The sequence below is a fragment of the Jeongeupia naejangsanensis genome, from assembly GCF_016865585.1.
Classification (GTDB): Bacteria; Pseudomonadota; Gammaproteobacteria; order Burkholderiales; family Chitinibacteraceae; genus Jeongeupia; species Jeongeupia naejangsanensis.
Genome location: NZ_JAESND010000005.1, coordinates 73,759 through 90,733, shown reverse-complemented (window position 1 = coordinate 90,733; position 16,975 = coordinate 73,759). Strand labels below are relative to the sequence as shown.

The 16,975-nt window shown below is 58.4% G+C and carries 13 protein-coding genes and 1 pseudogene; 5 read left to right on the top strand and 9 right to left on the bottom strand.

Annotated elements, in window-relative coordinates; translation table 11 throughout:
* Window positions 1–14 precede the first annotated feature (14 nt).
* The 3 genes from yidD to rpmH are packed head-to-tail and all read right to left on the bottom strand — an operon-like array spanning window position 15 to window position 761.
* A complete protein-coding gene (gene yidD / locus JMJ54_RS11360) occupies window positions 15–236 on the bottom strand; it encodes a membrane protein insertion efficiency factor YidD (protein ID WP_203538832.1) in 222 nt (73 codons plus the stop codon).
* Window positions 236–607 (bottom strand): ribonuclease P protein component, encoded by a 372-nt coding sequence (gene rnpA / locus JMJ54_RS11355; RefSeq protein ID WP_203538677.1) that lies wholly within the window; start codon window positions 605–607, stop codon window positions 236–238. The genes yidD and rnpA overlap by 1 nt, the downstream gene beginning before the upstream one ends.
* A gap of 19 nt (window positions 608–626) precedes the next feature.
* A complete protein-coding gene (rpmH, locus tag JMJ54_RS11350; protein WP_189461072.1) occupies window positions 627–761 on the bottom strand; it encodes a 50S ribosomal protein L34 in 135 nt (44 codons plus the stop codon).
* A 234-nt stretch (window positions 762–995) separates the two neighbouring features.
* Between rpmH and dnaA the strand changes: the two genes are divergently transcribed.
* The 4 genes and pseudogenes from dnaA to JMJ54_RS11330 all read left to right on the top strand — a co-directional run.
* Complete coding sequence (gene dnaA / locus JMJ54_RS11345) at window positions 996–2,399, top strand: chromosomal replication initiator protein DnaA (protein WP_203538676.1); 1,404 nt, start codon at window positions 996–998, stop codon at window positions 2,397–2,399.
* Between the two features lie 83 nt (window positions 2,400–2,482).
* On the top strand, window positions 2,483–3,589 hold the full coding sequence (gene dnaN / locus JMJ54_RS11340; protein ID WP_203538675.1) for a DNA polymerase III subunit beta: 1,107 nt from the start codon (window positions 2,483–2,485) through the stop codon (window positions 3,587–3,589).
* A gap of 66 nt (window positions 3,590–3,655) precedes the next feature.
* Window positions 3,656–6,067 (top strand): DNA topoisomerase (ATP-hydrolyzing) subunit B, encoded by a 2,412-nt coding sequence (gene gyrB / locus JMJ54_RS11335; RefSeq protein ID WP_203538674.1) that lies wholly within the window; start codon window positions 3,656–3,658, stop codon window positions 6,065–6,067.
* A 165-nt stretch (window positions 6,068–6,232) separates the two neighbouring features.
* Window positions 6,233–6,849, top strand: a pseudogene (locus JMJ54_RS11330) (IS3 family transposase); the annotation flags it as partial.
* Between the two features lie 38 nt (window positions 6,850–6,887).
* On the opposite strand, the gene JMJ54_RS19650 reads toward JMJ54_RS11330, so the two are convergent.
* The 5 genes from JMJ54_RS19650 to JMJ54_RS11305 form a co-directional block, all read right to left on the bottom strand.
* Window positions 6,888–8,057 carry a reverse transcriptase family protein gene (locus JMJ54_RS19650; protein WP_203538673.1) on the bottom strand — a complete coding sequence of 390 codons (1,170 nt, stop codon included), beginning with the start codon at window positions 8,055–8,057 and terminating at the stop codon, window positions 6,888–6,890.
* Between the two features lie 190 nt (window positions 8,058–8,247).
* Window positions 8,248–9,555, bottom strand: coding sequence for a phosphoribosyltransferase-like protein (locus tag JMJ54_RS11320; RefSeq protein ID WP_203538672.1), 1,308 nt, complete (start codon window positions 9,553–9,555; stop codon window positions 8,248–8,250).
* Between the two features lie 291 nt (window positions 9,556–9,846).
* The gene (locus JMJ54_RS11315; protein ID WP_203538671.1) at window positions 9,847–11,919 is read right to left on the bottom strand and encodes a nuclease-related domain-containing protein; all 2,073 of its coding nucleotides are present in this window, start codon (window positions 11,917–11,919) and stop codon (window positions 9,847–9,849) included.
* Window positions 11,920–12,198: 279 nt separating this feature from the next.
* On the bottom strand, window positions 12,199–14,103 hold the full coding sequence (locus tag JMJ54_RS11310) for a UvrD-helicase domain-containing protein (protein ID WP_203538670.1): 1,905 nt from the start codon (window positions 14,101–14,103) through the stop codon (window positions 12,199–12,201).
* Window positions 14,100–16,133, bottom strand: a complete 2,034-nt coding sequence (locus JMJ54_RS11305; RefSeq protein ID WP_203538669.1) for an ATP-dependent nuclease — start codon at window positions 16,131–16,133, stop codon at window positions 14,100–14,102. Before JMJ54_RS11305 ends, JMJ54_RS11310 begins: the two co-directional genes overlap by 4 nt.
* A gap of 59 nt (window positions 16,134–16,192) precedes the next feature.
* On the opposite strand from JMJ54_RS11305, the gene JMJ54_RS11300 reads away from it, so the two are divergent.
* Window positions 16,193–16,408 (top strand): hypothetical protein, encoded by a 216-nt coding sequence (locus tag JMJ54_RS11300; RefSeq protein ID WP_203538668.1) that lies wholly within the window; start codon window positions 16,193–16,195, stop codon window positions 16,406–16,408.
* 139 nt (window positions 16,409–16,547) lie between these two features.
* On the opposite strand, the gene JMJ54_RS11295 is transcribed toward JMJ54_RS11300, so the two are convergent.
* Window positions 16,548–16,874 carry a helix-turn-helix domain-containing protein gene (locus JMJ54_RS11295; protein WP_203538667.1) on the bottom strand — a complete coding sequence of 109 codons (327 nt, stop codon included), beginning with the start codon at window positions 16,872–16,874 and terminating at the stop codon, window positions 16,548–16,550.
* Between the last annotated feature and the right edge of the window lie 101 nt (window positions 16,875–16,975).

Genomic DNA, 16,975 nt, shown 5'->3' with positions numbered 1-16,975 from the left:
GTGTACTCGGAAAGTCAGGGGACGGGGTCGTGACCGCTGCCGCCCCAGGGGTGGCAGCGGCAAAGCCGGCGAATTGTAAGGCACCCGCCGCGCGAAACGCCATGTTTAACAATTGCCTCGATCGCGTAATGCGAGCAGGTCGGCGTATAGCGGCAGCGCGGGCCGATCAGCGGGCTGATGCACAGTTGGTAGAAGCGGATCAGGCCGATTGCAAGCGCCTTGAGCATCGAAGTCATCATCCCGGCGGCGCGTGACGGGCGCGTTGCTTGCGGAACAGCTTCAGCAATGCCGATCTGGCCGCCTCGCCTTCCTTGCGGCCAAAGGCCCGGCGCGATCGGACAACCAGATCAAGCCCGGCGAATTCGGCGGCGTGCAGACGGAACACCTCGCGCGTGCTGCGGCGGATGTAGTTGCGTACCACGGCACGCTTGTCGGTCTTGCGGCCGACGACCATCCCGAGACGGGCATGGGTCAGGCCGTTCGGCCGTGCCAGCACCTGGAAGTAGTCGTTGCTTGCCGACGAGCGCAAACTAAAAACGGATGAATAATCATCCGTTTTCAGCAGGCGCAGTACCCGCGGGAAGCCGTAGCGAAGAGCGGGCGCCATGCCGGCGCTTCCGGTCTGCTTAAGCCGACAGGACAGCGCGGCCCTTGGCGCGGCGCGCGGCGATCACATTGCGACCACCGTTGGTCTTCATGCGGGCGCGGAAACCGTGGGTGCGCTTGCGGCGGATAACGGACGGCTGGAAAGTACGTTTCATGACTAGAATTCCTGAGCGGACTAAATCGACAGTAAACCATTGATTCCACAATAAAGCCATGGGCTTGTCAACCCTTTCGTCGGGCGATGTTGTGGCAAACCTGTGGATAACTTTGCCGGCTCAGGGTAGAATTCAGCCAATCCACCACCACCCTGCCATCGGCTTCGCACCGCCGCCGCGCCTGAAATCGACTTCCGGCGTGGCCTGCTATTGTCGCGAAGCTGGCCCCCTTCTATGTCCGCGCTCGAAAATTGCTGGGCCCACTGCCTGACCGAACTTGAAGGCCGCCTGGGCGCCGACCAGTTCCGCATCTGGATCCGCCCGCTGGTGGCCGAGCCCAAGGATGACGCGCTGCATCTGATCGTTCCGAACCAGATTTTCCTGCAGTTCATCCGTGACCGTTTTCTCGGCCTGATCGAAGAAGCCGCCGCCGGTTTCTGTGGCGGTGAAGCGCCGACGATTTCGCTCAAGGTCGGCAGCGGCCCGCGCAAGGCCGCGCCCAGCCAGTCGTCCAGCGCCGTCGCCGCGGCGCCGGCCCAGCCGCGCCGGCCGAGCAGCAATCCGGCCAATCCGGCGCCGGCGCAGCCGGTGATCGCCGCCGCTGCGGCCAATCACGAAACGACCCGCCTGAATCCGAACTTCACGTTCGAGACGCTGGTTACCGGCAAGGCCAACCAGCTGGCACGCGCTGCGGCGCAGCAGGTGGCCGAACATCCGGGCGAGAGCTACAACCCGTTGTTCGTCTACGGCGGCGTCGGCCTCGGCAAGACGCACTTGATCCAGTCCATCGGCAATCTCGTGCACCAGCGCAATCCGGCGGCGAAGATCCGCTACATCCACGCCGAAAAGTACGTCACCGACGTGGTCAAGGCCTACCAGCACAAGGCGTTCGACGAGTTCAAGCGCTACTACCACTCGCTCGACCTGCTGCTGATCGACGACATCCAGTTCTTCGTCGGCAAGGACAAGACCCAGGAAGAATTCTTCTATCTGTTCAACGCGCTGGTCGAAGGCCACAAGCAGATCATCCTGACGTCGGACCGGATTCCGCGCGAAATCGAAGGACTGCAGGAGCGGCTGACGTCGCGCTTCTCCTGGGGGCTGACCGTCGCGATCGAACCGCCGGAGCTGGAGATGCGCGTGGCGATCCTGATGAAGAAGGCCGAGCGCGAGAACTTCAAGCTCGATTCGACCGTGGCATTCTTCGTTGCCAAACACATCCGTTCAAACGTGCGCGAGCTGGAAGGCGCGCTGAAACGGGTACTCGCCTACTCGCGCTTCACCAACCAGCCGCTGACGCTCGACGCGGCCAAGGAAGCGCTGAAGGACATTCTCGCCGCCGGCAACCGGCTGATTTCGGTCGAGAACATCCAGAAGACCGTCGCCGACTTCTACAAGATCAAGGTCGCCGACATGCACAGCAAGAAGCGCACGCGCGATATCGCCCGGCCCCGGCAGATCGCGATGACGCTGACCAAGGAACTGACGCAGATGAGCCTGCCGGCGATCGGCGACGCGTTCGGCGGCCGCGACCACACGACGGTGCTGCACGCCTGCCGCACCATCGACGAGATGCGGCAGAACGATCAGGAACTCGGCCACCAGTACAGCGTGCTGCTGCAAATGCTGCGCAGCTGACGCCGCGCCGGCATCAGAAGCCGCTGATTTAAGGTAAAATTCGGCGGTTCCACTTCAAACAATTTTCTCGCGGATGGGATGTCATGCAACTGTTGCAAGCTGAACGCGATGCGCTGCTCAAACCGCTCGCCACGGTCACCGGGATCGTCGAGCGCCGTCACACGCTGCCGATTCTGTCGAATGTGCTGATCCGCAAGGCCGGTGACGCGTTGTCGTTCACCGGCACCGATCTGGAAATCCAGATCGAAAGCAGTCAGCGCGAAGGTTTTTCGGGCGACGATTTCGCGATCACCGTATCGGCCAAGAAGTTTTCCGACATCCTGCGCGCGATTCCGGACAAGACCGTCGTCAGTCTCGAGGAGGCCGATGGCCGCCTGACGCTGAAGGCGGGCAAGAGCCGCTTCCAGCTGCAGACGTTGCCGGCGGGCGATTTCCCGACGCTGGCGGTCGACACCAACCTGAAGGCAACGCTGCGCATGCCGCAGGGCCAGCTGAAGGCGCTGCTCGGCCGCGTCCAGTACGCCATGGCGCATCAGGACATCCGCTACTACCTGAATGGCCTTTTCGTGGTCACCGAAGGCAGCCACCTGAAGCTGGTCGCCACCGACGGCCATCGTCTCGGCTTCGCCTCGACCGAGCTGTCGGCGAGCTTCGACAAGAACGAAGTGATCCTGCCGCGCAAGACCATCCTCGAGCTGTACAAGCTGCTCGGCGACGTCGACGACGAAGTGGCGATCGACATCGCCGGCAACCAGGTCAAGTTCAGCTTCGGCAGCATCGTCATCCATTCCAAGGTCGTCGACGGCAAGTTCCCCGACTACAACCGGGTGATTCCGCAGAACAACGACAAGCTGCTGACCATCGACCGCACGTCCCTGCTGTCGTCGCTGCAGCGCGCCGCCATCCTCTCGAACGAGAAATTCCGCGGCGTCCGTCTGGTGCTGACTGAAGGCCTGCTGAAGATCCTCTGCAACAACAACGAGCAGGAAGAGGCGCAGGAAGAAGTCGAAGTCGCCTACCAGGGCGCACCGCTGGATATCGGCTTCAACATCCAGTACCTGCTCGACGTGCTGACCAACCTGAGTGCCGAAACGCTGCACTTCAGTTTCGGTGACGTGAACTCGTCGGTGCTGGTGACGATTCCGGACAACGAGCACTTCAAATACATCGTCATGCCGATGCGGATCTAGATCCCCGCATGACGCCGGGCCAGGGCGAACCTGGCCTTTTTGCATTTCAAGAGACACGACGACGACATGAGCGATCTTCCGAACGAGCAGAACGGCCAGGACTACGGCGCGGACAGCATCCGCATCCTCAAGGGGCTGGAGGCGGTCCGCAAGCGCCCGGGCATGTATATCGGCGACACCCAGGACGGCACCGGCCTGCACCACATGGTGTTCGAGGTCCTCGACAACGCGATCGACGAGGCGCTGGCCGGCCACTGCGACACGATCCGGGTCGTGATCCACGCCGACAACTCGATCTCGGTCGAGGACAACGGCCGCGGCATTCCGACCGCGATCAAGGAAGACGACGAGTTCAAGCGCTCGGCCGCCGAAATCGTCATGACCGAGCTGCACGCCGGCGGCAAGTTCGACCAGAACAGCTACAAGGTCTCCGGCGGCCTGCACGGCGTCGGCGTCTCGGTCGTCAATGCCTTGAGCGACTGGCTGCGCGTGACCATCCGCCGCGACGGCCATGCCCACAGCATGGAGTTCCGCCGTGGCGAGCGTGTCGATCCGCTCAAGATCATCGGCACCACCGACAAGCGCGGTACCGAGGTGCACTTCCTCGCGTCGGAAGAAACATTCGGCGTGGTCGAGTTCCACTTCGAAATCCTTGCCAAGCGCATTCGCGAACTCTCCTTCCTCAACAACGGCGTCAACATCACGCTGATCGACCGCCGTCAGGGCAAGGAAGAGAACTTCAACTACACCGGCGGTGTCAGCGGCTTCGTCGAGTACATGAACCGCAACAAGTCGGTGCTGCATCCGCACATCTTCCACGCCATCGGCGAGAAGGACGGCATGACCGTCGAAGTGGCGATGCAGTGGAACGACACCTATCAGGAATCGGTGCAGTGCTTCACCAACAACATTCCGCAGCGTGACGGCGGCAGCCACCTGACCGCACTGCGCCAGGTGATGACACGCACGCTGAACCAGTACATCGAGCAGGGCGATTTCGCCAAGAAGGCCAAGGTCGAGACCAGCGGCGACGACATGCGCGAAGGCCTGACCTGCGTGCTGAGCGTGAAAATGCCCGACCCGAAGTTCTCCAGCCAGACCAAGGACAAGCTGGTGTCGAGCGAGATCGGCCCGGTCGTGTCCGAAGTCATCAGCCAGGCGCTGGCCGACTTCATGCTCGAGAACCCGAACGACGCCAAGATCATCTGCGGCAAGATCGTCGAAGCCGCGCGTGCGCGCGACGCTGCGCGCAAGGCGCGCGAACTGACCCGCCGCAAGGGCATCCTCGACGGCATCGGCCTGCCGGGCAAGCTGGCCGACTGCCAGGAACGCGATCCGGCGCTGTCCGAACTCTATCTGGTCGAGGGTGATTCCGCAGGCGGCTCCGCCAAGCAGGGCCGCGACCGCAAGTTCCAGGCCATCCTGCCGCTGAAGGGCAAGATCCTCAACGTCGAACGCGCACGCTTCGACAAGATGCTGTCGAGCCAGGAAGTCGGCACGCTGATCACCGCACTGGGCTGCGGCATCGGCAAGGACGAGTTCAACATCGACAAGCTGCGCTACCACCGCATCATCATCATGACCGACGCCGACGTCGACGGCTCGCACATCCGCACCCTGCTGCTGACCTTCTTCTACCGCCAGCTGCCCAAGCTGGTCGAGCGCGGCTACATCTACATCGCCCAGCCGCCGCTGTTCAAGCTCAAGCACGGCAAAAGCGAGACCTACCTGAAGGACGAGGCCGAGCTGAAGCAGCACCTGCTGCGCGCCGCGCTCAAGGATGCCGAACTGCTGCCGGGCGAAGGCCGTCCGGGTATCGGCGGCGACGCGCTGGAAACGCTGGCCAAGCAGTACTTCGTTACCGAAGCGGTGATCGAGCGCGAAAGCCGCTTCCTCGACCCGAGCATCCTGCAGGCCCTGCTGGCGATCGAACCGATCACCCTGGGCTCGGAAGCCGAAGCGCAGGACGGCGCCGCCCGCCTCACCAAGGCGGTCAACCATCCGGCGTTCACGATCGAAGCCGACGCGCTGGAGGAAGGCTGGCAACTGAAGATCGAACGCAAGCTGCACGGCGTGATCACCATGCAGTACATCGACGACGACTTCATCCAGAGCGGCGACTACGCCCAGCTGAAGAAGACCGCCGTCGCACTCGCCGGTCTGCTCGGCCCGGACGCGCAGGTACGCCGTGGCGACAACCGCCAGAAGGCGCCGACCTTCAAGGACGCGCTCGACTGGCTGATCGGCGAAGTCCGCCGCAACGTCTCGATCCAGCGCTACAAGGGCCTCGGTGAAATGAACCCCGAGCAGCTGTGGGAAACCACCATGGACGTCAACGTCCGCCGCCTGCTCAAGGTCAGCGTCGACGACGCCATCACCGCCGACGAAATCTTCACCACGCTGATGGGCGACCAGGTCGAACCGCGCCGGCACTTCATCGAACAGAACGCGCTGGTGGCGCGGAACATCGATATCTGACGTTGTAGGATCCCGCCAAGATTTAGATTTTTCCCAAATTTCTAGATTTTTGGGATTAGTTAAGAGGCCTCCCCTTGTCGGAGGCCTCTTGTTTTTCGGCGCTGAAAAGCCAGGCCCCCTTTAATTCGGTCCTTTACGTTTGTGAGAGGAGATTGATTGGGGCTCAAGCGGGTCGAACGGCTGTATGCGCAAGCCGGACTGCAGGTGCGGCGACGCAAACGCAAGAAGGTTGCACTGGCCGAACGACAGCCGCTGCTGCGACCGCAGACCGCCAACGAGGTCTGGTCGATGGACTTCGTGTTCGATCGCACCGCCGAAGGCCGGGTGATCAAGTGCCTGACCATCGTCGATGACGCGACCCATGAGGCCATTGCGGTGATCCCGGAGCGGGCCATCAGCGGTGACATCCTGACGCGGCAACTGGATCGACTGGGACTCTGGCGCGGCTTGCCGCAGATCATCCGCACTGACAATGGTAAGGAGTTCTGCGGCTGGGCGATGCTGAACTGGGCGCATCAGCGCGGCATTACGCTGCGGCAGATCGAACCCCGGGCAAGCCGAATCAGAACGCCTACATCGAATCGTTCAACGGACGGCTACGTGACGAATGCCTGAACGAGCACTGGTTCACCAGTTTGGCGCATGCGCGGGTGCTGATCGAAGCCTGGCGGCGGGAATACAACGAGGAACGACCGAAGAAGGTGTTGGGCGGGCTGACGCCCTCGGCGTACGCCCGGCAGTTAGCGATGAAGAAACCGGTAATATCGGGGGCCGGACTCTAAAGCGAAGTGCTATTCAAGACGGGGGGACGTCACTTACCTCAATAAACAATGGGCCAAGATACTGCCATGAGTCTCTTCCTTAGTTCGGCCCCATACATGGGCTCTACTTGGGAAGCATATGCTGCAAGTCCCAACAAATGATTGCGTAGTCCAGCAACCGCTGAAAATCCACGCTGCTGCGCGTGCCTCACTGGGCCTACGTCTGCGCGCTCTAAATAGTAGAGATGCATGCGCATTTTTTTCTTAAACTCACGTGTTAGGCGGGGCACATCCTGGTCTGCCAAGAGGCCAAGTACAATTTTCCGTGCTCGAGGTGGCACGACCTGAGTTTTTGCAAGGTTGGGCTCAAGTCCAAAGCGCCCCAATACTCGATAGACCTGTTTGATAAGCGTTACCGCAGCACTCCGATCAAACGCGGCATTACGTGTCGAAAAGGTTAGGTCATCGGCATACCGGGTGTAGATTAGATGGAATGACTCGGCGGCTTTGGTAAGTTCGGCATCGGCATCACACATGACCAAGTTGGCAAGCATTGGGCTGGTGGATGCGCCCTGAGGTAAGTGCCCCAGATGGCGAACTGCGTAGCTCCTAATTGTTGCAGCATCTAGCGGCGCCACCCGTGTCCAGTGACGTGTGCGCCTTAGCTTTGTAATCGGGCCGACTCGTGTACATAGCCTAGCAAGTTCCAGCGACATGAGTGGCTGGTAGCCTAAACGTCGGAACACTCGATAGGCCGCTATTTCGGATACCGATTCAAAAAAGCGTCGTACATCCACCTTGATGATCCAGCGGCTGCCGCAATGAGGCTGCACTGCGTCAACTAATCGCGAGCCTGGTGCAAAAGCCGTACTTGCCGAGTGAGGCCGGCCGTGAGCCAGCACCTTTCTGGCTATCCATTGCTGTACCTCTGCAAGCTTGACCTCAGGAATACAAATCACCCGAAATTGCGTGAGCCCATCTCGCCTCGGGCGCTTGCGAATTCGGAAAATCTTGTACGGGTCTGCGTTCTCACGACTGACTATTAGGCGCAAGTCTTGGTACGGTACGCCGCTCAAGTGGGACAAATGCTTAAGTGTCAGAATTGGTGGGAGGGATGGGTTGACGTCTACCACGGCCAAGCTTGCGGCGATGGAGGCGTCGAGCACTGCTTTGGATATGCCAAGATCCTCTGCTGCGCGGCGATAGGGTTGAGGCTTCCAGTCTGTCATCTACTTTGACACCCGCAGGGTGAGTACGCCCGCCGCAAGCCGAAGACCTCGCCACGTAGCCTTGTGGCGGGCGTACTTAGCCGTAAGCGGGGGCTGTTACATAGAGCGACAGTAGTCTGTGCCCGGTCGATACGCCGAGGCGCATCGATGGTGGTTACGTCCTCTTCGACGCGCACCGAATCTAGATTGCTTAGACCGGATGCCTCAACGATTTCGGATAGTACGGTTTTATCTCGATTTGACCAAGAGGCTGCAACAGCTCGGACATCTGCTTGGTTACACTTTTTCGCGCATGGCTCAGTTGCCCCTGCCCCGCGTCGGTAAGCCGACGCTGAGAATCAATCCATCCATAGCTGGCCATCAACGTGCAAAGGCGAGCAACCTCGTAAGTTGGCATGCCCGTTTGACGTGATAGCACACTGTCGCTAAAGCGACGAGGACGTGAGATGGCGCCAAGCAGTAAGAGCACCTTGCCCGTTGGAATGTCGCTATTCAAGACCGCTCTTGAATTGGCCAAGCCCGTCTGCCCAACCTTGGTTAGGCGTTGCTGAATCTTCTCAGCATTTAAGCTAACGCCAAACGAGTGGGAAGCGATAGTGGCCGACACCCTCGCAGGAAACAATGGTGTCCACGGTGAACGTTTTCGCTTTGATGTCTTGTGGAACATCAATGGCACGTTGTTTGGGGCACCATGCGCAAATACGAGAAGTGCGCCGGTACCGGCATACCCTAAGCTATCACCTACGGAGGCCCAAGGAACGAAGCTGGAATCGGACACCGTAGGATCGTACATCTGGCATAGTCGCGTCATCTTTTCAGCGTCCGCTTTCGAGAACACGCTATCGATGGTTGGGCTGGGCGTGACTTGAATAACTTCCGGGTTGCATGGATGGTTTCGAACCAGCCTCTCCCCATGGGCCGTACTAGTGTAGGCGACGACCGAAAACTTGAGGAAGTGACCAGAGCTCCAACTCCGAATGGACCGCACTCGCCATGCAGCTTCAAGATAATTTCGGGCACGCGTCCCACTGCCGACGAGATCGGTCACAACCCAAAAGGCTCGAACTTTCTTTTGGCGTATCTGGTCGGGTCCTGGATGGCTCACAAACCTTTTCGGGAATTCACGACAAAGTTCGGTGATCAGTTGAGCAACGATCCCCTCGCTACCCACCGACGGATCGTATGCCTTGGTCGCTTTGACTGCTGGTGGTCCTACCTTCCCTTCTGCGCGACGTGGTTTTTTTGATGACTCCTTAAACAGGCGGTGAGGAACGCCGAATCGGTGCCTCAACTCACGCTCTGCATAAAGCGCCACGACACCGTTCACCAGAGCTGCGCGCTCAAGAATGAGCTCCCGCAAGTGGTCGTGGAAATCATCACGAGACACAAGCATGAAGGCTGAAAGCAACTCTTCGGCGAGCTTGCGGTCGCCCATTGCGAACTGGTTGAGCCAATTCTGCGTTTGTTCGGAGTGAAGAATGGGGGCTTGGTTAGACACGAGCGCTCCTAATGCAGCTCAAGGCTCAATGAACCGCCCCAGATTTCGTAGAGGCGGTGTTGCCAATATCCGCCCTTTGATTCACGACGGACTCGATATCAAAGCGTTTACTGCAAGGCCGCCTCGTAAGAGCCTCAAGCAGCACTTTGTGCGGCTACTTCGGGTCGCAAGGTGACCTTTACCAGTTGCGCCCGGACCGTCCGTTTAAGCGAGGTACGGTCATTCACAGGAGCATCTCGAAAGCCCAAAGCTCACCGTCACCGTTAGCGTCGAACACAAAATTTCTTGTCTTTATGGAAGATCCGATGGATCGCCTCCACTTCGATAACCAGCCTCTCGCGCAGCCTGCCTGTGGCTGGCAAGTGTAGTGTCTGTACTACCAAACGCAATCAATTGAAGTGCGGTTTGCTCTCCAACAGGCACGTAAAGCGGAGAAAGCGTCGTGTGCGTTGTAGATATCGCAAGCTGAATCGGGTTCTTTAGTTGCCGCAAGAGGTCTTCGGGCGTCGGACAAGGCCCATCCCACAAAAATGCAACGGCCGTGCCTGGATCTATGTCACCTAGGCCTTTGTCGCGGTCGAAACTCCGTGGCCCAATCTCTGATTGTTGGAAGAATCGAGTGAACGACCCTTCGTCAGTGAAGTGTATGTCGTCTATTCCATCAATTACTGCATACGGCAGTGAGTTGATCACACAGTGCACTACCTGCTTACCAACAGCTTCGGGAAAGTGATCGGTGAGAATATCGGGATAGCGCTCCAAGCCGTCGGCCAAACGCTTAACTTGTTTTATTACATCACGAATGCCAAGTGAGAAATAATAGGCTTTGGTTGGGTCGCCACCTGAAAGGCCACGACTCTTGCACTCCAGTAGGAAGAGGTAGTCGCCCCACACGAAGGCGACATCGTAGTCGTATATCTCACCACCGCGTTTGCACACGATATTCTTGGCCTTGATACCTTGCCTGCCTAGGAACTCGATGATGTACCGTTCGAATCGCTTGCCTCGACCATCAAGATTGACCTCTAGCATCCCAAGTGTCGATAAGATGACATTCGGAATGGACGAGGTCGCACCGGAAAGCGCTAGCAGAATGAGGCTTCCGTCTTGAAGCTTGATCAGAGGCTGGTCGAACAAGTCTCGACTTGCCTTTCTATAGGTCGCGTGGTTGACGAAGACCTCCGCCTTGCTATTTTGTAGTCCGAGGCGCTCTAGGAGTGCCACTAGATCAGGACGACTGAATCGAATGGTGAGATGATCAGGGTCGCCCCTAGCTATAGCGGCTGCGCAAACGCTCTGTAACGCAGAGTAGCCGCGGACCCACTCCGCGAGTGTCAATCCCGCGTACAACTCGCAGTCCTCGGTAATTGCCCCCGAGAGTAGCTGGCTGAGGGCTGTAGCGCCGTGGATTTCGTCGAGGGATATGGCGTTCTTGGGGAGCAGTTCTACCTGACCATCTATACCCGCAACTGCTCGACGGTACTTCGGGTTGCTTAGAACCTTGACCCAATGCTGCCTCAGTCTCTCAGCTAGTCGGTTGTTCGCAAGGTAGTCGTGAAATTCTCGCAAGTCATCAGCTGGCCGAGACTGCCACAAGCTAGTGAAACCGCGGTTGGTCCAAGAAGGATCAAGTTCGGTGCATTTCTCCAAGGCGCCATCTAAGAAACGATGACGTCGCTCAGCAAATTGCCAGCTCCTCCAGGATGCGGCCAGAAGTTGGACAGACCCCACGGAGAGTCGATTTTCCTCGGTGGATGGCGGAAGCGAGGGCAGCGTCAATACCCCGTTAGGGTCGTACCATCCGTGAATGTGTGCCTCCATACCTAATGTACTAGCGAAGGTAGCGACAATGAGTTCGTGCACAGCATCGGGGCTGAAAGCTCGCCCGTCATCGTCTCTCAGGGTGACTTTTCCGAGATCTAGTACCCCCTCGCCTTGCATGCCTTGCAACATCCGCGACTGCAGCTCGTTGTATTCGCGGTTGGCACGGTCAAGGAGTGCCGAGACGCGGAGCTCAGGAGTTAGGGCTGCGGCGTCGGTCTTTGCTAGATGTACAAGAATGCCTTTATACACACTATCGATTTCCTTGAGCCGCGCGTCGTAATTGCGCACAAATTCCGCTTGATTCGGGTAGTTCTTGGCATCCAGAAAATTAGCAAGTTTTTGGAGAAGCTCATCGCGTTTCGTCTCTTGGCTAGGATTCTTTCTTTTCAAGACGAGCGATTCGGCGCGTTTGACAAGCCCAGTCAACTTGTTGGCGTCCTCTTCCGTCAAGGTGGTCGCGGCAAGGTGGCTTGATAACTGCTTCCAAGACAGCTTCTCTAGGGATTCGTTGATGATGGTTTCGCTGAGTTTGGCAGTCATTTACGCTTCTTTTAGCTGGTGTCGCGCGCGAGGAGCAGGAACCGTTGATAAGTTAAATGGAATCAGGATCGATCTACTTCTTGCCCGATAACTCTCGGGGTCAGGTCTAGCACGGTGATTACGAGTGCCAGAATGCATAATTACGGATGATCGGATTACACACTTCAACTTAAGCTGGATGTCCAGCTCAGGCTGATATCGGACAACGCCAGCTAGGTAATCACGGCGCATGACTGCCCTAGATGAATTCGCGGCGATGAGCACTGCTGCTGACGCTTTTCAAGACAGAACGTCGATTTCCCAGCCCTTTTTCGCCAGTGCTAAACGCGTTTGAGCATCCACGCGAGACTCGTTGGCCGCTAGACAAAGAAATTGGGTTGGTCTGGACATCCCGACGTACAAATTCCGCATCTGCCCCTGCTGGGCGGGAGTGAGCTTGTTGAAGTTCTTGCCGAGACCGGCAATGAACGGGAGCGCCATTTGCAAGTCGAAACGCCGGTTTTTCCCGTAAGACTCCAGCACGAGCGAAGCAAGATGCGTCTCTCCCTTCATGCTGGCGACAGTGCCAAGGCTGCACTCTAGCTCGCGATCAGAATGCACCACGGTGCAAACCGTCGGCGGCCCGCCTTCTGTTGGCTTTTCTTCACCCATCAGCGGATTGGCGAAGAGTTTGAGTGCCGCGAACTCCTCGGCAGTCATCTCCGCCCGAAGAAGGCAGGCCAGATGCGCATACATCGTTGAGGCAAGCGCAGCTCTGTCATCCGGCGATACAAAGGAAGGGGGAGTCAGTGTCAATTCGCGGATGAGTTGCTGCAGCTGCGTCGCATCGCCTTGTTGCTCCTTCACCGCGCGGAGCAAGTAGCGGCCATCGTGCAGCTCGTCAGCCACAGGTGCCTTGGCGGCTCGCAACGTCAGCAGCACTCCTCGGCGCACTTCGGTGGCCCGCTCAGCCAATGTGGCCCGCTGCCATTGGAGAAGAACTTGCAGGTCGTCTTTGGTGGACGACGGTTGCGCTCGCTCGAAGGCTGGCCAGTAGTCCCCCATATGGCGGCCGGGGTCCACCTTTCCTTCTCCACCGCGACGGGCGCACATTGCGCGGACGGCACGGTTCGTCAGCGCATCCTCCGCGAAGCGGTCGACAACAAGCTCGCCAAACCGGTAGACCACGCGGTTGATGTTAGTCGTCTTGTAGAGCAACAGAACCGGGCTGCACGCATCATCGGCTTCTCCTACGACAGGCTGCTGGCTGACACGAATGCTTGCTACAGCCTCTGCGATGCGTTTGCCGAAGCGTTTGCTGGTACTAATGGTGCCGTGGCCAGTCCGAGGAAAGGTGGCTTTGTCAGACTCGGGGTCTCCAGAGATGATCTTCTGGTCGACGTCGCCGAAGCGTTGCACCGTAGACCGATTTTCGAAGAGCCTATTCAGGATCTCTTCCTGCTCCCACGAGGTATCCTGCATCTCATCGATGAAGACCATGGGGAAGCGCCGATGCACGACGTCCAAGAGATGTGGGTGCTCGGCGAGGGCCAGCTCGGCGTATGCGAACATGTCTCGATGTCGAAATATACCGACACCCGTTAGCTCTTTTTTCAACGCAACCATCTGTTTGTATGTGGCGGTATGAGCGCCCGGCAGCCCCCCGCCCTCGGACACGACATCCAGTGTGGCGCTCTTGTAGAAGAGTTTATTTACCAAGACCTCGGCGTTGTGCTGCTTGCTCAGCCAGACGCGTAGCGTCGCGTAGCGGTTGCTATTCGCCAGTGACCACGCTCGCTTTGCAAAAACAGCGTCGTCAATCACATCAACTTTGAGCTCACGTTGGCGTAGAGCGGCCATCGCCAAGAACTGATTGACGAATCCGTGGATGGTCCCAATGAAGTGCGGATAGGCCAGCAGCCTTGAGCCTTCCACCGATTGGGCGAGCCGACGCGTGATTTCTTCGCGCGCCACATTCGTGTGGCTCAGGATGCAGATGCCCTTGTGGGGATGAGGCCACTTCATGGCAAGCAGTAGGAGCTTGGCCGCGAGCAGTGAAGTCTTGCCGCTGCCCGGGACCGCATTGAAGTCCCTCGAGCCGTTCTCAAGCAGCGCGGCTTGTCGCTCCGCGTCGTCGAAGCATAAATCAGGAACGAACTGCACCAGATGACCCAAGTCCTGAGGTTCGAGGAGAACAGCTGTCATTCACATGTTCCTGCTTCAGTAGCTTCCACCGCCGCCAAAACGGACCGTGCGAAGGACGCGTTAGGGTCTGCAGGATTGGTGACTACCGACGAGCCGGCAGTAGAGGCCGGAGCTGGTGGTAGCGTTGTCAGATGAGCGAGCGCGTCCTGGAGATACAGAGGCAGCTTCTTAAAGAGCACATCGCCCCTGCCGTAGTCACCGGATGCCAATAACTGGGCAGCGTATTGCGCGGCAATGGCCTTGGATGCGTTCTTCTCATAAAGGGGCTGATAGATGATGGATGCCAGCTGCTCTGCCGTGTGCTTAGCTGCCTGAAGGGACTTCCACGACGCCTCGGCCGCAACCTTGGCGAGCTTCTCGTCTTCATTGCTGAGCCTCTCGCCTTTGGTCTCCGCCATCTCGGCCAAGGAGATGGCGATATGCATCACCTCCGCGCAGCCGCTCAGCGCGAGGTCATACTCCAAGGTCCAGCGGTCCGATACGCAGACGATAGTCTTGCCTCCCTGAGCTCGGTTCTGCTTGCGTTGCACGAGATCGTCTATGCCCTTAGCGTCGTAGTCGGACTCGAATCGCTTTCCCTTCTTCGGCCTCTCCACATAGGTGTTGGCGATGTCGGGAACAATGTCGCGGTCGGTGAGGCAGACAACCGGGACCGGGTACTCGGGATTTGGGTTCTGGCGTTGCAGGATGCGTGCGTAGTGATAGAGGCCGGTATGCCCCACGTTCACAATGGAGACGCCGTGCTTCGAGAACGACCGGCCGCAGGCGTCCGCAAGCGTGGGAAGCAGAATGGCTTCAGCCGGTCCCTCAACCATCATGACTCCGCGAGCAAAGAATAGGTTGGCCTTGGTGGCGTCTATGAAGCGCTGCAAGAATGAGTAGTCGGTCTTCTGCAACTTGGTGTGCCCAGACGCTAACGGATACGTCTGCCCCTTGTGCACCATGGTCATCGTCTCGATGTCGGCGCTCGAAACCAGCGACGGGCTATGTGTGGTCATCACCACCTGAACACGTTCTTCGTCCGGTACTTCCTTCGAGTGCTGCTTGAGCAGGTCCATGACCCGGTCTTGGAGCTGCGGGTGTAAGTGTGCCTCGGGCTCCTCGACCAGCAGCAGCGCGAGTTCGTCACCATCACGAAGTAGGACCAGCTCGGTGGCCATGAAGAGCGCGTTGTTGTAGCCCAGTCCGCGAATGCAGCGCTCGTCAGGATGAACAGAGCCACCGGGCAAGAGTGACAGCTCGAACTTCTCCAGAATCGGCGCCAGAGAGAGGTCGGGAGCGATTCGAATCCTTGACTCCAACTTGTCGCCCGCGAACGAGAACTTGCTGAGGTAATTATTGTTGATGTCCTCCTGCACACCCTTGATGACCTTATGCTCGCCTAGATGGTGTTGAGCGAAGGCCATCAACCCGACCAAGTTGTCAGGAACCGTACCGGGAGAGTTCTTGGAAAAGTCGTTGACCTCCTGCCCGGCGATGTCGTTGTGAGCGGCAAGGATTTGCGAGAGACGGGACTGACGACCGGGCCGCAGCTCCGCCTCTGCATCGCGCAGCGGACGCAGGTAGGTTGCGCGGATGAGCTCTCGGACCGCATAGCCAATTTCGGGACCGGCGCCGTCCTTGCCGGCACGTACGATGATGTCCGCGCGGGCACGCTTAGTGGCCTGCGCTGGGAAGAACTTACCGTGGAGATGAACGATGAGCGAGCAGGTATCGTCGTCCTCGAGTGTGAGCCACTCCAACACGGCGCCTTCCTGCTCCTTGGACAGTCCGCTTAGCGTGGCCTCGATGAAGAGACTTTGAGCCCTATTAGAGCCATTGATATGGAAGTCCTGCTCATAGAGCCGGACGCTCTCGTAGCTCGTGGTAAGCAGCACTTGACGGATGGCGTCGACGATTCCGGTCTTCCCTGCGTCGTTCTCGCCGACCAATATGTTCAGGCCGGGATTTAGCTCCCAGTTCAGTTCGGGCGCAGTCGTGCCGTCGCCAAACACGCGAAAGTTGCACGCTCGGATTCGCTTCAGATACATGCTCACTCCCTCATCAGATACGTCGGTTCGTCGCCGTGTGGACGAGCACAGGGTTCTGTATGACAGCTAATGGTTACACGATGTTATCGCTAGGGAGCGACAGTGCTTTTTCGCCCGACCGACTGCGGCAGCAGCAGCTCGCGCGCCAGCCCGAGCTACAGGCTCAGCAGCCGTTGGTCTTGCGTGAACGCGCCGGCGAAGCTGGAAAGAAGCTGATTGATATCCATCTTCACTCAAACAAAGATCGTCAGGAAATGATGGATATTACAGTTTGACTTCGGGCCATGCCAATTAAGTTAGACAGTGTGTAGACAGGAATGTCGAGAAAACTCACGAAATGAACGCAAGCACTGATCGCGCGGTGAACCGCCCCTGAGCCAGCTGCCGGACACCGGGCTATCGCGATATGGCCTTCTATTCGCTTTGATTTCCATGCAACTCAACTGCAATTGCGAGCAGCTTCTCCTTCCGCTGCTGATCCAAGCCCCCGTAAATCTCGATAAGGTGGGCCAAGTCATCATCGACCTCATAAAAGTACGAGATCGGACGGTGCAGTTTCTCCGCGATGCGTTTCATGATCTCCATCCCGGGCTCGTGCTTGCCGCGTTCATACTGATTCATCCGCGCGCTGGCCGAGAATTCATCGATGCCGGCGAGGATGCCCAGTCGTTCCTGCGATAACCCAGCGTGAACCCGCGCTTCCTTCAAACGCTTGCCGATGATTGAGATGTTGGATGTCATCGCTTAGCTCTCTAATGAAAGCTAAGAGACTCTTAGGTTGACGTTGACCGAACACTAAGTATTCCTTAGTCTTCCGGGGTCGCTTTCATGAAATCAACAAC